Below are 17,316 nucleotides of genomic sequence, written 5' to 3'. Positions count from 1 at the left end.
GGTCACGTTCTCGTTCGACCGCCGACAGCGGTGGGAGGTTGCACAGTTGACTGTGTGGTTGCTGGATCATGGCCGCGCGGACCGCGACCACCAGCTGAGGACCCATCTCCAGGTGGACATCTGGATTCTGCCGGTCCTGGAGCTGCCCGACGCGAAGGTGTCGCGCATCAGCGATGACGAGTGGGCGGGCAGCCAGGGCAAACGGTAGCCGTAGCGGCCCGCGCCCAGGTGAGCGCGGGCCGGCGTGGGGGAGGGCTACCAGATGCCGTTTGAGCAGCCGGTTTCGCCGGTCGGGGTGAACTTCATACAGACCCGGGTGCCTGCGTTGGTGCCGTTCCAGTGCCAGCCGCTCAGCGAGGTCTGAATGCCGTTGAGGTAGTAGTAGTCGGTGATCTTGGTCCAGTTGTACATGACCGTGCCGTTGTCGTTGTAGCGCTTCCGCTCGAGCCAACCGATACAACTGGCGCTGTAGTCCACGCCGGAGAAGGTTCCGATCGCGTTGACGCCATCGTCGGAGGCTTCGACCCAGCCGTCACACTGGGTGCTCCCGCTGATGATGATCCGCACGTTGCTGTTGGTCTTGCTTACCGATGCGTTGGCAGGGACGGCCGTCGCCAGGATGGTCAGGGCGGCGGCACCGAGGGTGATCAGAGCCTTCGTCTTCACAGTTCTCCTCCATGGACAGTCAAGCCTTCATGCTGTTCTCGGGAGGTTGCAGAAACCTTGCATCACGGACGCCGCCCCGGTTGGGGCCGAGCCTGGTCAGGATGTCGGAGACGTGCATCTTGACCGACTTCTCGGAGAGTTCCGGGCAGAGAACAGGGACGGCCTCCTCCCCGGGTGGGGAGGGGCAAGGTGTCCGAGATCATGGGAAACGTCAGTAGGGCTTCTGATGGATGACCAAGGCCGGTGGATTTCCGGGCGCCGACGTGAGGCTTGCTACTGCATCGTGCTCGGTCTCGTGGGCCTCGTCCTGCTGATCGGGGAACAAGTTCAGTGACGCAGCGCCGAGCAGGTGCGCTCAAGCTCACTGTCAAGTCCTGGGAGGGCCCACTGATGGCATCATTGAACGCGCTAGACCGACCGACCCCGACCCCGATCCCGATCGCGGCCCCAACCCCGAGTCCGGCGGAACTGGGGACCATCCCGTGCAGCACGTGCGGGGGCAGGGGTACACCACTCAAAACGGCATGCGGTACCAGTGCAGCTCCTGCGGGGGAACTGGCCGCGTCACGGTCTCTTGGGAGTCGCCATGTACTGCAATGCCTGCCAGGGGACCGGGTTCGTGTCTGTGAAGATCGCCAACAGCAATGACGAGCTCAAGCACGCATGCGACGCGTGCGACGGCACGGGACGCCGGCCGGAGCGAGCACGGCCGATCCAGGCGAAGTAACCACGACAGGGTGGCAATCCGGATCCACCCGACGAAGAAGCCCCGGCTCGCAGGGTACGCGCCGGGGTGATTCGTTGTTCGAGGATCAGAGCAGTGCAAGCGGTGGGTTGGCCGTCGCTTCTAGATCTCTGACCTGCGGCAATGCTTCTGACGCACCATTGGGTTGACGGTCCGTCCTACCTGTTGGCCTTGTCCATTTCTGGCCGTTCCGGACTGCTGTGGGTCACGCGTGGGTCACGTGACCCGTCGGCCAATCGGTGGGTTTACCAGGGCGGGACCACAGCCGCCATAGCAGCCGTGGTCCGAGGGTTGGTTAGACCGTGAAGGTGGCGGCGAAGCTGGCGAAGGCAGTCCATTGGCTCGCCTCGAAGACCAGAACCGGGCCCTCCGGGTCCTTGGAGTCGCGGACAGGGACGATGCCGTGCTCGGCCGCAAGGTTGAGAGCAGGCTCGATGCAGTTCCCGCCGTCACCGTTGCTGTAAGACGACTTCTGCCACTGGGCGGACTCAAGCTCGATCATGGTGCCCGTGCTCCTCTGCTACCTGTTCAATGAGGCTCAGCGATGCCTCAGAGGTGAGAGCAGTCGCCCGCGCTAGATCGTAGGACACAGCATGCTTCCTGACGGTGTCCGGATCGTCCTGCATCAACCCAGAGTGAGGCCCCTCGGTGTACAGGACGTCAGGGCGGCTGTCGTGGAAGGACATTAGAGCCATGGCCCCACCGAGCAGAGAGTGCGAGCCGTGCTTGACCGGAATCACCTGCACGACGGCGGTTCTTGATCGAATAAGGCTCGACAGGTGCCTAAGTTGCTCAGCCATCACGCCATGTCCGCCCATCGGCCTTCGTAGCGCATCCTCATCAACAAGCCACCACAACATGGGGCATGTTGGACCCAGGAGGATCGCCTGACGCTCGATCCGAGCGGAGACCTTCTCCTCGATCTCTTCATCTGAAGTGAACCGATTTGCAGTCAGGAACAGGTGCCGAGCGTACCGGTCTGTCTGGCCCAAGCCTGGGATGAACGGGCCGCCGTAGTCTCGGATCTCAGACGCGATGGGCTCCAACTTCGCGTAGGACTCGAAATAGTCCGGGAACTGCCGCCTCGCTCCGAGGTGCGGCCAGAGTCGCACGAACAGACCGTCGGCCTCAAGGTGCCTGTCCACCTCCTGAGCGAACTCCAGAGTGGCTCTGCGCTTGCCGGTCTCAACCTGTCCAACAAGCGATCCTGTGTAACCGATCAGATCCCCAAGTCGCTCCTGGGAGAGCTTTGCCCTGGTGCGCCACTGTCTGACCTCGTTGCCGAAGAAGGCCGCAAACGACTCGGACGGATCGAGTTCTCTCGGACTCGGCACGGTGCCCCCGGTTCTGACCAATGCTGTTGGACCGACTTCCCTGGCGAGCGTAGCGGTGGGTGCCGATGCTGTTACCCAGAACGAACAACCCTGGTTCGCCCGCTACCCGGCTAGCCATCCCCTCGGAGGCCACCAATGTCTAGTGCTGCCCTCGCCCGGCTGATAGCACCTGCTGTTCCGATCGCTTTCCGGGGTTCGGTCCCCGAGACCGACACCGTGGCGCGGCGGCCGGTGGTGGGGGACCTGGTGGCGGACCTTCGGGGTCACACGCCATTTCGTACGCCGCTCCTGGTGGTCGAAGTTGGCTTGTACGGCTGCAACTTGGAGCTGTGGTCCGGCTCCGGGTACCGGGAACTCGTTCGGTCGTTCGAGGAGGTTGAGCCGTACCGGCACAACGACCGGGAGCTGTTCGGCTATCCAACTCAGATCAGGGGAGGTTCCGTTGGGGACGTACGGCAGTGGCACGGCCAGGCTGACACTGGTGGTCTACCGCGTGCTGCCTGACGGCACCCGGGTGGAGGTGTCCCGCGCGGAGTCGGACGGCTCCAGCTACCCGGCCTCAAGCCTGTGGCCCGCTTGCGAGTGTCCGCTGCACCGTGCGGTTTCCGGGGCCCGGTGGCCGGCCGAATTGCAGGCTGGCTGATCCTCACGAAATCCGGCCGCTGGTTTGAAATTGAACCCTCATCAGCAGCCGGACCAGCCCCGACCGGGTCTGGCTGGGTCGCCGGTCGGGGCACCCAAAGACTCCCGTGGCCCGTAATCGGGCCCACGCGGTAAGAAGGCTCCGGTGCCCTTCACCGGAGCAGCCAACTCGATTGGAAGGAAACGACCATGGGTGACGGTAAGCACGGCGGGGGCTCCGGCTCCGGCAATGGCGGGAGCCGGCAGGACGACAGCAACTCCGGTAACAAGCACGGTGGCGGTGGGTCCTCCGAGGGCGGTAACACCTCGGACGGCCAGGGTCCGGCGGACGGTAGCAAGTAGCCCATGAGCACCGAGAACGAAGAAGCGGCTGCCGGCCCGACGCGGTTGGCAGCCGCGCTCATGGAGAACGGGTCACTGACTTCGGACTGGCTTCCGGCCTACGAGGCCGCACCGAGGTACAAGTTCCTCCCCGATACGATCTGGCCGGGTGTGGCCGACGGGGTCCGCCAGGGCGAGGCCGTCAACCGGATGACCGACTCGGATGCTTGGTGGCGGGCGGTTCACTCGGACATCCCGCTCACTACTCAGTGGGACGGCGGAGAACACGACGGGGACCAGCGCGGGACCATGCCGACGTCGTCCAACTCGATGCCCACGATGGTGTTTTCGATGCTCGATGCGCTCGCCCTTCAACCGGGCCACAGGGTCCAGGAGATCGGTACGGGTACGGGATGGAGCAGTGCCCTCATGTCGGCCCGGGTCGGCTCGGGCAACGTGGTCACCATCGAGGTGGATGAGCACACCGCCAGTGCTGCCGTGGCGCGGCTGCACGAGGCCGGATTCGACCCGATGGTCGTGGTCGGTGACGGGGCCAGGGGCAGCGACCTGCTCGCTCCGTACGACCGGGTGATCGCTACCTGTTCCGTTGGTGATCTGCCGTATGCGTGGGTGGAACAGTCCACCGAGGGTGGGGTGATCGTGGCCCCGTGGGGGCCGGAGTACGGCGGTGAGGCGATCGTCCGCCTCACGGTCCACGGTGACGGAACGGCCAGTGGGCCGTTTCTTGGTTCGTCCGCTTTCATGCGGCTGCGTCAGCAGCGGGTGCAGCGGCCGGGAAGCCTTGAGTACCTCGGTGGGCAGCCGTGGCCTGCCGAAGGTGAGTGTTCACGTACCCCGCTCTCGCCCGAGTCGGTGAGTGGCTGGCTGGCGATGTTCGCCATCGGTGTCCAGCTGCCGGGGGTTTTCCCGCTGGTGGAGCGCTACGAGGATGGGTCCTACACGCTGTGGGTGCACGACACGGCGGTCACGTCCTGGGCCACGGTTGACTGGGAGCCGGACCAGGAGGACTACGAGGTGGTGCAGTCCGGTCCCCGGAGGCTCTGGGATCAGCTCAGCACTGCCTACGAATGGTGGATGGGCAGCCGTCGGCCCGGGTTCGAAAGGTTCGGGCTCACCGTCACCGCTGACGGGCAGTCAGCCTGGCTGGACCGACCTGGTAACACGGTGCCAAGTCTGGGACCGGTCTGACCAATCGGACCTACCCAACGAAGAAGACCCTTGCCACCGGCAGGGGCCTTCTTCGGTTCACGGGGCGCGGTAAGGCCGGAGCCGTGAAGCTGGCCGCCGGCGGTGCGCGGCGTATGGGGCTGTCTTCCGGCTGTTGGTCACGCCGCAGCTGGGAAAGCAAAAAACCCCACGTGAAGTGGGGTCTTAGCTGGTGTCCGAGGGGGGACTTGAACCCCCACGCCCGATAAAGGGCACTAGCACCTCAAGCTAGCGCGTCTGCCATTCCGCCACCCGGACAGGGTGTGTGCCTTGGGGGCTTTTGTGCTGTTCCCCTTGGCGACAGAGAGAACACTACCAGGCCGTGGGAGTGCTTCTCACCTGCGTTTCTTCCCGGTCCGGGGTGGCCGTGGGGGTGTGGGGCGGTGGAGTGGGACGGATCGGTGCAGAACGGACAGGGGTGGGGCGGTGGAGGCAGGGAGAGGTGGAGACGGAGCCTCCGGTGGGTGTGGAGGAGCCGTCGCGGTCGTGAATGTTCCGTCGGGGGTTGGCCTGAAGGTGTGCGGGATCGATCAGGAGCGGGCAGGGAACGGTCGGGACACGCCACGACGCGTCAAGTTGCAGTCGCTGAGCCGCTGCTGACTTTCGTTCTCCTAGCCTCGGTGGTCCAGTGCGAAGGGCGGCTTGACGTGGAGCAGACCAGAGGACCGGCCGAGCCAGTGACGAGACGGCTGACGGCGGTGCCGAGCAGGGGGTCGAGTGCGGGTCCGGGGCAGGGGATCTGGCGGTTCTCGGCGGTGGCGCACGAGGCCTCCGTCCCGCAGACCCGGCATGCGGTGCGGGACCGGCTGCTGGAGCAGGGGATGGCGGGTCAGGACTACCAGGAACTGATCGACGACCTGCTGCTGATCGTCTCCGAGCTGGTCAGCAACGCGGTCACGCACGCCGCGGTGCTCTCCCCGCAGCTGACCACCGAGCTGGTGATCGACGAGGGCTGGGTCCGGGTCTCGGTGGAGGACGGGCATCCGTACCGGCCGAAGGCGTTGGAGAGCGACCTCGGGCAGCTCGGCGGGCGGGGGCTGCTGCTGGTGAAGAGCGTGACGCTGCAGGCCGGCGGGGTGTGCGACGTGGAGCGGACCGGCGAGGGCGGCAAGGTGATCTGGGCGTCGCTGCCGCTGCCGGTGCCCCGGCAGCGCCTGGACGAGGGCGCCGGGGGCGACTGGCGCCCCCGGCGTTAGGTCCCGGGACGAGCGGAAGAGCGGGGGAGAGCAGGCCCGGCCGGAGTGTCCCGAGACGAGTCCGGGAAGCACCCGGGGCGGGTGACTACCAGTCGCGTCCGGCGATCTCGCGGATGCCGGGGAGGGCGGCCTCGAAGACCGTCCGGAACCAGACCGAGGTCGGCTTCGCGGCCTCCAGGGCCTTGAGCTCCTCCGCCGTGACGAAGACGGTGTCGTCGACCTCGTCCGGGTCGGGGGCCAGGTCGCCGGTGACCAGGCCGACGAAGAGGTGGTTCCACTCGCGCTCGATCAGGCCACTGGCCTCGTCGGGCAGGTCGTAGCGGACGGTGCCGGCCTCGCAGAGCAGCGCAGGGGCGACGCCCAGCTCCTCGGCGGTACGGCGGGCGGCGGCGACGAAGGGCTGCTCGTCGGGGTACGGGTGGCCGCAGCAGGTGTTGGACCAGACCCCGGGGGAGTGGTACTTCGTCAGGGCGCGGCGCTGGAGCAGCATCCGGCCCTGGCGGTCGAACAGGAAGACCGAGAACGCCCGGTGCAGCCGGCCCGGCTGCTGGTGGGCGGAGAGCTTCTCGGCGGTGCCGATGGTCACGCCCTCGTCGTCGACGAGCTCCAGCAGGATCTCCCCGGCGGCCGCCGGAGTCGAGGCGACGCCGCCGTCCTCGGCGAGCAGGGTCTGACCGGTCGGTCGGGTCTCGGGCATGGGGCCTCTTTCGGAAACGGGGACCAGGGGAGAAGGCGAGGGCTGGGCCGGCCCCACCGGGGCGCCGCGCGGGCGCCCGGAAGCCAGTCTGCCGTATGGCTTGCTACCCGAATGGGCGCGACGCACACGCGGACCTGGAAGGGCCGGATGATCAGACAGCCTGTTCGACATGTGATCGGTTGAGGTCCGCTCCCGCCGTTTTCTGAAAATCCCCGCACCGCGTCGACCGGAGCCGGAACCGAACTCGGAACCGAAGCCGGAGTCGACGCTGCGGCGAGCACTGCGGTGAGTACCGACCCCGAGCCGTCACCCGCCGCTTTCGGGCTGGTCGCCGCCGTCGCCTACCATCACTACGACACGGCCCGCCGCCTGCGCGGCGGCCGTGCTCGCGCTGGGAACGGTCACCGGGAGCGACCGGCTCCCGGGTCTTCGGCGGCGTCACAGCAACGCGCCACAGCAGAACACGACGAGTCAGGAGACACCGCATGATCGGCCTCGTTCTGGCAGCCGGCGCCGGCCGCCGGCTGCGCCCGTACACCGACACCCTGCCGAAGGCTCTGGTGCCGGTGGACGGGGAGCGGACCGTCCTGGACCTGACCCTCGGCAACTTCGCCGAGGTCGGCCTGCGGGAGGCCGCCATCGTGGTGGGCTACCGCAAGGAGGCGGTGTACGACCGCAAGGACGCCCTGGAGCAGAAGTACGGCGTCAAGCTCACCCTGGTCGAGAACGACAAGGCCGAGGAGTGGAACAACGCCTACTCCCTCTGGTGCGCCCGGGACCTGTTCGGCGAGGGCCTGCTGCTCGCCAACGGCGACACCGTGCACCCGGCCTCGGTGCAGCGCACCATGCTGGACGGCAACGACCGGCTGCTCACCGAGGGCCGCGACCCCGGCATCCTGCTCGCCCTCGACACGGTGAAGAAGCTCGCCGACGAGGAGATGAAGGTGATCGTCGACCCGGTCACCGGGATGCGCCGGATCACCAAGCTGATGGAGCCCGAGGAGGCCACCGGCGAGTACATCGGCGTCACGGTGATCAACCCCTCGGCCGCCGCCGACCTGAGCAGTGCCCTGCAGGCCACCTTCGAGCGCGACCCGCAGCTGTACTACGAGGACGGCTACCAGGAGATGGTGAACCGGGGCCTGCGGATCGACGTGCAGCCGATCGGCGAGGTCTCCTGGGTCGAGGTCGACAACCACGCCGACCTGGCCAAGGCGCGGGAGATCGCGTGCCAGTACTGACCCGGCTGGTGCCCTCGCCGGTCTTCGTCGAGATCCGCCCGGGTGCCCTGGACGCGCTGGCCGGCATCCTGGCCGACCAGCGGCTGTCGGCCGCCGGCCGGATCGCGGTGGCGATCAGCAACGGCTCCGGGGCCCGGCTGCGCGAGCGGCTGGAGCCGGCGCTGCCCAGCGCCGACTGGTACGAGGTGGCCGACGGCAGCCTGGACAGCGCCGTGCTGCTGGCCGAGCAGATGCGGGCCGGGCACTACGACGCGATGGTCGCGCTCGGTGGTGGCAAGATCATCGACGTCGGCAAGTACGCCGCCGCCCGGGTCGGACTGCCGCTGGTCGCGGTGGCCACCAACCTGGCCCACGACGGCATCTGCTCGCCGGTCTCGATCCTCGACAACGACGCCGGGCGGGGCTCCTACGGGGTGCCCAGCCCGATCGGCATCGTGGTCGACCTGGACGTGATCAGGCAGGCGCCACCGCGCTTCGTGGCGGCCGGGATCGGGGACGTGGTCTCCAACCTCTCGGCCTGCGCGGACTGGGAACTCTCACACTCCGTCACCGGCGAGCCGGTCGACGGACTGGCCGTGGCGATGGCCCGGTCGGCGGGGGAGAACCTGCTCCGGCACCCCGGGTCGCTGGAGGACCGGGACCTCCTCACCACGCTCGCGGAGGCCCTGGTACTGTCCGGCATCGCGATGAACATCGCTGGCAGCACCCGTCCTTCCTCGGGTGCCTGTCACGAGATCTCGCACGCCCTGGACGTGCTCTTCCCCAAGCGATCGGCCCAGCATGGCGAACAGGTCGGCCTCGGCGCGGCCTTCGCCAGTTTCCTGCGGGGCGAGCGCGAGCTCACCGGACTGATCGTGGACCGACTCCGGTTCCACGGGCTGCCGGTGACCGCGGATCAGATCGGCTTCACCGAGGAGGAGTTCACCGAGGCGGTGCACTACGCTCCGAACACCCGTCCAGGACGGTTCACCATCCTGGAACACCTGGACCTCCCCCCCTCTGACATCAGGGACTCGTACGCCGACTATGTCCAAGCCGTCAACAGCTGACCGCCCCGAGGTCGACCTGACCCGCCGCCCCTCGATCGAGGAGCTGCGCGCCGTCATCCACCCCGAGGGCATGCTCCAGCGCCGTAGCGCGGAGCACTGGGCCGGGCGCCTCTACATGCGGAAGATCTCACTGCGGATCACCCGGGTGCTCTCCACCGTCACGGCGATCACGCCCAACGGCCTGACCTACCTGATGATGTTCACCGGCATCCTCGCCGGTGCCGCGCTGGTGATCCCCGGCCTCGCCGGTGCGATCCTCGGCGCGGTCCTGATCCAGGTCTACCTGCTCCTCGACTGCGTCGACGGCGAGGTGGCGCGCTGGCGCCGGCAGACCTCGCTGACCGGGGTCTACCTGGACCGGGTCGGCCACTACATGTCCGAGGCGGCGCTGCTCACCGGCCTCGGCCTGCGGGCCACCGACCTGTTCCACCGTCAGGGCGGCGCCTCGCACTGGGAGTGGGCCTTCCTCGGCACGCTGGCCGCGCTCGGCGCCATCCTGATCAAGTCGGAGACCGACCTGGTGGACGTGGCCCGGGCCCGCAGCGGCCTGACCGCCGTCGAGGACGCGGCCGCCGTGCCGCGCTCCGCCGGGGTGGCCAAGGCCCGCAAGGCCGCCGCCTTCCTGAAGTTCCACCGCCTGGTCGGCGCGGTGGAGGCCTCGCTGCTGATCCTGGCCGCCGGGATCGCCGACGCGGTCGCGGGCGAGCTGTTCTTCACCCGGCTCGCGGTGGTGGTGCTGGCCGCGATCGCGATGCTGCAGACCGTGCTGCACCTGCTGAGCATCGTGCTCTCCAGCAGGCTGCGATGAGCGACGGCGTCCGGCTCGGTGCCGTCATCATCACGATGGGCAACCGCCCGGACGAGCTGAACGCGCTGATCGAGTCGGTCCGCAACCAGCGCGGCCCGGCCGTCGAGCTGGCCGTGGTCGGCAACGGCGCCCCGCTGCCGGTGCTCCCGGCGGACGTCCGCTCCGTCGAGCTGCCGGAGAACCTCGGCATCCCCGGCGGGCGCAACGTCGGCATCGAGCTGTTCGGCAAGGACGGCTGCGAGGTCGACGCGGTGCTCTTCCTGGACGACGACGGCCTGCTGCCGAACACCGACTCGGCCGAGCTGCTCCGCCGGGCCTTCGAGGAGGACCCGCGGCTGGGCATCGTCTCGTTCCGGATCGCCGACCCGGAGACCGGGGTGACGGCCCGGCGGCACGTTCCCCGGCTGCGGGCCAGCGACCCGCTGCGCTCGTCCCGGGTGACCACCTTCCTGGGCGGCGCCAGTGCCGTCCGGAGCAAGGTCTTCACCGAGGCCGGCCAGCTGCCCGGGGAGTTCTTCTACGCGCACGAGGAGACCGACCTCGCCTGGCGCGCCCTGGACGCCGGCTGGCTGATCGACTACCGCGCGGACGTGGTGCTGTTCCACCCCACCACCTCGCCGGCCCGGCACGCCACGTACTTCCACAACGTGGCCCGGAACCGGGTGTGGCTGGCCCGACGGAACCTTCCGGCCCCCTTGGTGCCTCTATACCTCGGAGTCTGGTTCCTGCTCACCGTGGCCCGGCGTCCTTCGGGCGCCGCACTCAGGGCCTGGCTGGGCGGATTCCGGGCCGGCTGGCGCGAACAGTGTGGTCCGCGCAAGCCGATGCAATGGCGTACGGTGTGGCGGTTGACCAGGATGGGCCGACCACCAATCATCTGATCGCAGAATCTTCCGGTGGCCCCCCGTGCCACCGGACCGGAACATCCACCCGTGATCCCGGTGGATCAGCCCGGACCTCCGCCGTCTCCCCCTCGGCGGAAGCCTGGTCATCCGATCCCGTGAAGGACGAATGTGTCGACAGTGAGTGACTCGCTCAGCTTTTCCGCACCCAGCGGCGCTGACGCGGGTCTGACCCCGAAGCAGCTCGCGGCCAAGTACGGCCTTTCGGTGAGCGGCAAGCGGCCCGGCTTCTCCCAGTACGTGCGGGAGTTGTGGGCCAGGCGACATTTCATCGTCGCGTTCGCCACCGCGCGACTGGTCGCGCAGTACACCACGGCCAAGCTCGGCCAGGTGTGGCAGGTACTGACACCGTTGCTCAACTGCGTGGTGTTCTACCTGGTGTTCGGCGTGATGATGGAGGGCAACAAGGGCATCCCGGACTACATCGCCTGGCTGTGCATCGGGGTCTTCGTCTTCCAGTTCAGCCAGAGCGCGGTGCTCTCCGGCACCCGGGCGATCTCCGACAACCTCGGGCTGATCCGGGCACTGCACTTCCCCCGGGCGGCACTGCCGATCGCCTTCACGATCATCCAGCTCCAGCAGCTGCTGATCTCGATGGTCGTGCTCGTCTTCATCGTGCTGTTCTTCCAGCTGCCCACGATCACCTGGCTGTTGGTCGTCCCGGCGCTGCTGCTGCAGTGCGTCTTCAACACCGGCCTCGCGCTGGCGATGGCCCGGATCGGTGCCAAGACCAGTGACATGGCCCAGTTGATGCCGTTCCTGCTGCGCACCTGGATGTACACCTCCGGCGTGATGTACAGCGTGCAGGGCGCGGTGGACAAGTTCCCCGCGGTTTTCCGGGTGCTGTTCCGGATGAACCCGGCCTCGATCTACATGGACCTGATCCGGTACGCCTTCATGCCGAACGAGTACAACAAGCACGCGCTGCCGGACCACGTCTGGCTGATCGCGTTGGCCTGGGCCCTGGTCGCCGGTGTGGCCGGCTTCATCTTCTTCTGGAAGGCAGAGGAGGAGTACGGCCGTGGCTGACACCGCTACCACCGAGACCCGAGAGGCCGCCATGACGAACGCCCAGGACGCCCGCGTCCCCACCGTGGTCGTGGACGACGTGCACATCGTCTACAAGGTGCACGGGGCCGGCTCCGGAAGGGGCAGCGCCACCTCGGCGCTCAGCCGGATCATCTCCAAGAAGCGCTCGCCCGCGATCCGCGAGGTGCACGCCGTCCGGGGGATCAGCTTCACCTCGTACCGGGGCGAGGCGGTCGGCCTGATCGGCTCGAACGGCTCCGGCAAGTCGACCATGCTGGCGGCCATCGCCGGTCTGCTGCCGACCGAGCGCGGCGCCATCTACACCAACGGCCAGCCCTCGCTGCTGGGCGTGAACGCCGCGCTGATGAACGACCTGACCGGTGACCGCAACGTCATCCTGGGCTGCCTGGCGATGGGCATGTCCCCGGCCGAGGTGAAGAGCCGCTACCAGGACATCGTGGACTTCTCGGGGATCAACGAGAAGGGCGACTTCATCTCGCTCCCGATGCGCACCTACTCCTCGGGCATGGCCGCCCGCCTGCGGTTCTCGATCGCGGCGGCCAAGACCCACGACGTGCTGCTGATCGACGAGGCCCTGGCCACCGGCGACCAGAAGTTCCAGCGCCGCTCCGAGGACCGGATCCGTGAGCTGCGCAAGGAGGCCGGCACGGTCTTCCTGGTGAGCCACAACAACAACTCGATCCGGGACACCTGCGAGCGGACCATCTGGATCGAGAAGGGCGAGCTGGTGATGGACGGCTCGACCGACGACGTCATGAAGGAGTACGAGAAGTTCAACCACTGAGGCTACGAAGTGGTGGGCCGAACGGCGGGGGCCGGTGCCCGGGGCGAACCCGGAACCGGCCCCTTGGCCGTGTCCGGGTGGGCCGGGTGCCCGAGTGCGGTGTAGAACGGGGGAGTGACGGCAGTGGTGACTTCAAGGCAATCTGACAGTCCGACGGACGGTGGCACGCTCGGCAAGGCGGACCTGGAGAACTTCCCGGTCGCCCCCGGGTTCCTGCCGGCGGCCTGGCGGGCCGACCTGATGGCGATCTACGGGTTCGCCCGGTTGGTGGACGACGCCGGGGACGGTGACCTGGCCGAGCCGGAGCAGGTGGCCGCGCTGCTGGGAGTGGCCGGCGCGCCGGCGGAGCAGGGCTTCCGGCTCGCGCTGCTGGACGGTCTGGAGGCGGACCTCGACCGGGCCTTCGGTGCCGCGCTGGACCCGAAGGCCGACAGCCCCCGGCACCCGCTGATGCGGGCCCTGGTCCCGCTGATCGACCGTCACCCGGTCACGCCGGAGCCGTTCCGCCGGCTGATCGAGGCCAACCGGGTGGACCAGACCGCCACCCGCTACCCGACCTACCAGGACCTGCTGGACTACTGCACGCTCTCCGCCGACCCGGTCGGCCGGCTGGTGCTGGCGGTGGCCGGCCACGGCACCCCGGAGCGGATCGCCTACTCGGACGCGGTCTGCACCGCGCTGCAGATCGTCGAGCACCTCCAGGACGTGGCCGAGGACCTGGCCCGGGGCCGGATCTACCTCCCCACCGAGGACCTGGAGCGCTTCGGCGTGACCGAGGCCGACCTGGCCGCACCCAGCGCCGACGCCCGGGTCCGGGAGCTGATCGCCTTCGAGGCGGACCGGGCACGCACCCTGCTCGACCACGGTGCCCCGCTGGTGGGTACGGTTCGGGGAAGGCTCCGTCTGCTGCTCGCGGGATTCACCGCGGGCGGGTACGCGGCCCTGTCGGCCATCGAGGCCGCCGGGTACGACGTGCTCGCCGTGCAGGCGAAGCCGGACAAGCGCCGCCTCGCGGTGAAGGCGGCGGCAATCTTCGCGAAGGGAAGGTGAACGCCCGCGTGGCGGCATCACCACTGGCCTCGGCCCCGGTCATGGCGGCCTACCGGTACTGCGAGGCGGTCACCGCCCTGCAGGCCCGGAACTTCAGCTACGGCATCCGGCTGCTGCCCGAGCCCAAGCGGCTCGGCATGTCCGCGCTCTACGCCCTGGCCCGCCGGGTGGACGACATCGGCGACGGCGAGCTGTCCGCCGACCGGAAGGGCGAGCTGCTCCGGCAGACCCGCGAGCTGCTGGACGAGGTCCGGCTCGGCACGGTCAGTGAGGAGGACACCGACCCGATCAAGGTCGCGCTGGCGGACACCGCCCGGCGTTTCCCGATCGACCTGGGCGGTTTCGACGAGCTGATCGACGGCGTCGAGATGGACCTCAAGGAGGTCGAGTACCGGACCTTCGAGGACCTCAAGGTCTACTGCCGCTGCGTGGCCGGATCCATCGGCCGGCTCTCGCTCGGGGTGTACGGCTGCGAGAACCCGAAGCTCGGCGCCGAGTACGCGGACACCCTCGGACTGGCCCTGCAGCTCACCAACATCCTGCGCGACCTGCGCGAGGACGCGCTGAACGGCCGGGTCTACCTCCCCGCCGAGGACCTGGTGCGATTCGGCTGCGAACAGGGGTTCGCACTGGACCGGCCGCCGGTCGGGGCGGACTTCTCCGGGCTGGTCGCCTTCCAGGCCGAGCGTGCCCAGGAGGCGTTCGCGGACGGCCTGCGGCTGCTGCCGCTGCTGGACCGCCGGAGCCGCGCCTGCACCGCCGCGATGGCCGGGATCTACCACCGGCTGCTCGGCCGGATCGCGGCCGAGCCGGAGTCGGTGCTGCAGGGCCGGGTCTCGCTGCCGGGCTGGGAGAAGGCGTACGTGGCTCTCTCCGGGCTCGCCGGAGGGCGTTCTTGATTCTCTCGGCGTTTATGTCACGCTGTGTCAGCGCGGAATCACCGGGTGCCGGTTCGCCGTTCCCCGGTGACCGCACGGACCATCACATCAGGGGGAGGGGCAGATGACGGTACGGCACGACTCGAAGCGCCCCGCCGCGGTGGTGGTCGGCGGTGGCCTGGCCGGGATCACGGCCGCGCTGCGGCTGGCCGAGGCGGACCACCGGGTCACCCTGGTGGAGTCCCGCCCCCGGCTCGGCGGGCTGGCCTTCTCGTTCAAGCGCGGGGAGCTGACGGTCGACAACGGCCAGCACGTCTTCCTCCGCTGCTGCACCGCGTACCGGGGTCTGATCGACCGGTTGGGCGCGGGCCGTCTGGTGGATCTGCAACCCCGGCTGGACGTCCCGGTGCTGGGCGTCTCGGCCGACGGTCGGCGCACCCTGGGCCGGCTGCGCCGGGCCGGGCTGCCCGTCCCGCTGCACCTGGCCGGCAGCCTGGCGACCTACCCGCACCTGTCCGCCGTCGACCGGCTCCGGGTGGTCCGGGCCGCGCTGGCGCTCAAGCTGCTGGACCTGGACGACCCGGCGCTGGACGAGATCTCGTTCGGCGACTGGCTGCGCCGCCAGGGCCAGAACGCGGCCACCCTGGCCGCGATGTGGGACCTGGTCGGGGTGGCCACCCTGAACGCCACCGCCGACCAGACCTCGCTGGCGCTGGCCGCGATGGTCTTCAAGACCGGTCTGCTCTCCGAGCCCGGTGCCTCCGACATCGGGATGGCCAACGTCCCGCTCGGCGCGATCCACCACGACGCGGCCCGCGCCGAGCTGGAGCGGGCCGGGGTGCGGGTGCTGCTGCGGGCCCGCGCGGTGGAGCTGAAGAGCGCCGAGCAGCACGCCGTCCGGCTGGACGGCGACGAGCTGCTGACCGCCGACACCGTGGTGCTGGCCGGGGCCCAGGAGTCCGCCGCCGCGCTGCTGCCGGCCGGGGCGATCGACCGGCAGGAGCGGCTGGCCGAGCTCGGCCACGCGCCGATCCTGAACGTGCACGTGGTCTACGACCGCAAGCTGCTGCGCCGGCCGTTCTTCGCCGCGCTCGGCTCGCCGGTGCAGTGGGTCTTCGACCGCACCCCGCATTCCGGCCTGGCGGTGCCCGGCGCGCAGTACCTGGCGCTGTCGCAGTCCGCCGTGCAGGACGAGATCGAGCTGCCGGTGGCCGAGCTGAGGGCGCGTTACCTGCCCGAGCTGGAGCGGCTGCTGCCGGCCGCCCGGGGCGCCGAGGTGCTGGACTTCTTCGTCACCCGGGAGCGGACCGCGACCTTCGCGCCCGCCCCCGGCACCGCCCCGCTCCGCCCGGCCGCCCGGACGCACCTGCCCGGCCTGCTGCTGGCCGGTTCGTGGACCGCCACCGGCTGGCCCGCGACCATGGAGAGCGCCGTGCGCAGCGGCCACGCGGCCGCCGACGCCGCCCTCGGGGCCGGCCGCCGCCCGGTGGACCGGGGCGACGGACGGTGGCCCCGATGACCTCGGCCCCCGCCAGAACCGACAGCGCATCAGACGGGCCGCCCGCCGCGGCCTCATCACCCCAGCACGGAGAGGGAACGTACGTGGAGCATCGCACCGGAGCCGCCGCCTCCGTCCAGGAGGCACCTGTGCCGGACGCGCTCTCGGTGCCGGAGCTGCTGGCCCGCGGCCGGACGCTCTGCACCCCGCCGCTCCGGGCGGCGGTGGCCCGGCTGGCCGCGCCGATGGACACGGTGGCCGCGTACCACTTCGGCTGGATCGACCGGGACGGCACGCCGACGGCGGGGGACGGCGGCAAGGCCGTCCGTCCCGCCCTGGCGCTGCTGTCGGCCGAGGCGGTCGGCGCGCCCGCCTCGGTGGGCGTGCCCGGCGGGGTCTCGGTAGAACTGGTGCACAACTTCTCGCTCCTCCATGATGATCTGATGGACGGTGACGAGACGCGTCGGCACCGGGCCACGGCCTGGACGGTCTTCGGCCCGGCCCAGGCGATCCTGGTCGGCGACGGCCTGGCCGCCCTGGGTACCGAGGTGCTGCTCGACGCCGGGCTGACCGGTGGCGCCTCCGCCGTCGACGCGGCCCGCGCCGTCCGGTTGATCACCACCGCGACCCGCAAGCTGATCGACGGTCAGGCCCAGGACCTCTCGTTCGAGCACCGCGACCTGGTCACGGTCGAGGAGTGCCTGGAGATGGAGGGCGGCAAGACCGGCGCCCTGCTGGCCGCCGCCGCCGCGATCGGCGCGGTGCTGGCCGGGGCGGACGACCGCACCTCCGACGCGCTCCAGCGCTACGGCCACCACCTCGGCCTGGCCTTCCAGGCCGTCGACGACCTGCTCGGCATCTGGGGCGCCACCGAGGTGACCGGCAAGCCGCACTGGGGCGACCTGCGGCAGCGCAAGAAGTCGCTGCCGGTGGCCGCCGCGCTGGCCGAGGGCGGCCCGGCCTCCCGTCGGCTGGCCGCCGAGCTGGCCGACCCGGCCGGCCGGGGCGAGGAGAGCGAGCAGCAGCTCGCCGCCCGCGCCGCGCTGATCGAGCAGGCCGGCGGCCGGTCCTGGACCCAGGACGAGGCCCGCCGCCAGCACAAGACCGCCCTCGCCGCTCTGGACGAGGTGCCGATGGCCGACGAGGTGCGCCAGCGCTTCGTCGCACTCGCCGAATTCGTGGTGGTACGAGAGAGGTGACGTTGAGGTGACAGCAACCGCGGACGGCC

Annotated in this window: 16 protein-coding genes, 1 tRNA gene and 1 pseudogene; 13 read left to right on the top strand and 5 right to left on the bottom strand. The window is 69.6% G+C overall.

Annotated elements, in window-relative coordinates; genetic code table 11:
* Nucleotides 1–255: 255 nt before the first annotated feature.
* The 3 genes from OHV05_RS05425 to OHV05_RS05415 form a co-directional block, all read right to left on the bottom strand.
* Nucleotides 256–666 carry a hypothetical protein gene (locus OHV05_RS05425; RefSeq protein WP_405016595.1) on the bottom strand — a complete coding sequence of 137 codons (411 nt, stop codon included), beginning with the start codon at nt 664–666 and terminating at the stop codon, nt 256–258.
* Between the two features lie 1,040 nt (nt 667–1,706).
* Nucleotides 1,707–1,913, bottom strand: a complete 207-nt coding sequence (locus tag OHV05_RS05420; RefSeq protein WP_405016594.1) for a DUF397 domain-containing protein — start codon at nt 1,911–1,913, stop codon at nt 1,707–1,709.
* Entirely contained in the window at nt 1,900–2,745 is an 846-nt protein-coding gene (locus OHV05_RS05415; protein WP_405016593.1) for a Scr1 family TA system antitoxin-like transcriptional regulator, read from the bottom strand. The genes OHV05_RS05420 and OHV05_RS05415 overlap by 14 nt, the downstream gene beginning before the upstream one ends.
* A gap of 987 nt (nt 2,746–3,732) precedes the next feature.
* Here OHV05_RS05415 and OHV05_RS05410 point away from each other — a divergent pair.
* Complete coding sequence (locus tag OHV05_RS05410; protein WP_405016592.1) at nt 3,733–4,917, top strand: protein-L-isoaspartate(D-aspartate) O-methyltransferase; 1,185 nt, start codon at nt 3,733–3,735, stop codon at nt 4,915–4,917.
* 188 nt (nt 4,918–5,105) lie between these two features.
* Here OHV05_RS05410 and OHV05_RS05405 read toward each other — a convergent pair.
* Nucleotides 5,106–5,193, bottom strand: a tRNA-Leu gene (locus tag OHV05_RS05405).
* A gap of 419 nt (nt 5,194–5,612) precedes the next feature.
* On the opposite strand from OHV05_RS05405, the gene OHV05_RS05400 reads away from it, so the two are divergent.
* On the top strand, nt 5,613–6,131 hold the full coding sequence (locus OHV05_RS05400; RefSeq protein WP_405016591.1) for an ATP-binding protein: 519 nt from the start codon (nt 5,613–5,615) through the stop codon (nt 6,129–6,131).
* Between the two features lie 85 nt (nt 6,132–6,216).
* Here OHV05_RS05400 and idi read toward each other — a convergent pair whose 3' ends face one another.
* Nucleotides 6,217–6,828: an isopentenyl-diphosphate Delta-isomerase gene (gene idi, locus OHV05_RS05395; RefSeq protein ID WP_405016590.1), complete on the bottom strand. Its 612-nt coding sequence runs from the start codon at nt 6,826–6,828 to the stop codon at nt 6,217–6,219.
* 282 nt (nt 6,829–7,110) lie between these two features.
* Between idi and OHV05_RS05390 the strand changes: the two are divergent.
* From OHV05_RS05390 to OHV05_RS05340, 11 genes and pseudogenes are all read left to right on the top strand, one after another.
* Nucleotides 7,111–7,242, top strand: a pseudogene (locus tag OHV05_RS05390) (DUF5941 domain-containing protein); the annotation flags it as partial.
* A gap of 71 nt (nt 7,243–7,313) precedes the next feature.
* Nucleotides 7,314–8,069 (top strand): sugar phosphate nucleotidyltransferase, encoded by a 756-nt coding sequence (locus OHV05_RS05385; RefSeq protein ID WP_405016589.1) that lies wholly within the window; start codon nt 7,314–7,316, stop codon nt 8,067–8,069.
* Nucleotides 8,057–9,118 (top strand): iron-containing alcohol dehydrogenase family protein, encoded by a 1,062-nt coding sequence (locus tag OHV05_RS05380; RefSeq protein WP_403042284.1) that lies wholly within the window; start codon nt 8,057–8,059, stop codon nt 9,116–9,118. The genes OHV05_RS05385 and OHV05_RS05380 overlap by 13 nt, the downstream gene beginning before the upstream one ends.
* 70 nt (nt 9,119–9,188) lie before the next feature.
* A complete protein-coding gene (locus OHV05_RS05375) occupies nt 9,189–9,926 on the top strand; it encodes a CDP-alcohol phosphatidyltransferase family protein (protein WP_403042316.1) in 738 nt (245 codons plus the stop codon).
* The gene (locus OHV05_RS05370) at nt 9,923–10,807 is read left to right on the top strand and encodes a glycosyltransferase family 2 protein (RefSeq protein WP_405016588.1); all 885 of its coding nucleotides are present in this window, start codon (nt 9,923–9,925) and stop codon (nt 10,805–10,807) included. Before OHV05_RS05375 ends, OHV05_RS05370 begins: the two co-directional genes overlap by 4 nt.
* 132 nt (nt 10,808–10,939) lie before the next feature.
* Nucleotides 10,940–11,857, top strand: coding sequence for an ABC transporter permease (locus OHV05_RS05365; protein WP_405016587.1), 918 nt, complete (start codon nt 10,940–10,942; stop codon nt 11,855–11,857).
* Nucleotides 11,858–11,888: 31 nt separating this feature from the next.
* Nucleotides 11,889–12,662 (top strand): ABC transporter ATP-binding protein, encoded by a 774-nt coding sequence (locus tag OHV05_RS05360; RefSeq protein ID WP_405021396.1) that lies wholly within the window; start codon nt 11,889–11,891, stop codon nt 12,660–12,662.
* A 114-nt stretch (nt 12,663–12,776) separates the two neighbouring features.
* Nucleotides 12,777–13,712 carry a squalene synthase HpnC gene (gene hpnC, locus OHV05_RS05355; RefSeq protein ID WP_405016586.1) on the top strand — a complete coding sequence of 312 codons (936 nt, stop codon included), beginning with the start codon at nt 12,777–12,779 and terminating at the stop codon, nt 13,710–13,712.
* Nucleotides 13,713–13,753: 41 nt separating this feature from the next.
* Nucleotides 13,754–14,611 (top strand): presqualene diphosphate synthase HpnD, encoded by an 858-nt coding sequence (gene hpnD, locus OHV05_RS05350; RefSeq protein WP_405021395.1) that lies wholly within the window; start codon nt 13,754–13,756, stop codon nt 14,609–14,611.
* Nucleotides 14,612–14,714: 103 nt separating this feature from the next.
* Entirely contained in the window at nt 14,715–16,109 is a 1,395-nt protein-coding gene (gene hpnE / locus OHV05_RS05345; protein WP_405016585.1) for a hydroxysqualene dehydroxylase HpnE, read from the top strand.
* A gap of 83 nt (nt 16,110–16,192) precedes the next feature.
* A complete protein-coding gene (locus OHV05_RS05340; RefSeq protein ID WP_405016584.1) occupies nt 16,193–17,287 on the top strand; it encodes a polyprenyl synthetase family protein in 1,095 nt (364 codons plus the stop codon).
* The last annotated feature ends 29 nt before the right edge of the window (nt 17,288–17,316 follow it).

Origin of the sequence: Kitasatospora sp. NBC_00070, from assembly GCF_045041205.1 — a bacterium.
Lineage (GTDB): Bacteria > Actinomycetota > Actinomycetes > Streptomycetales > Streptomycetaceae > Kitasatospora.
This window is presented reverse-complemented; position numbering and strand designations above follow the sequence as displayed.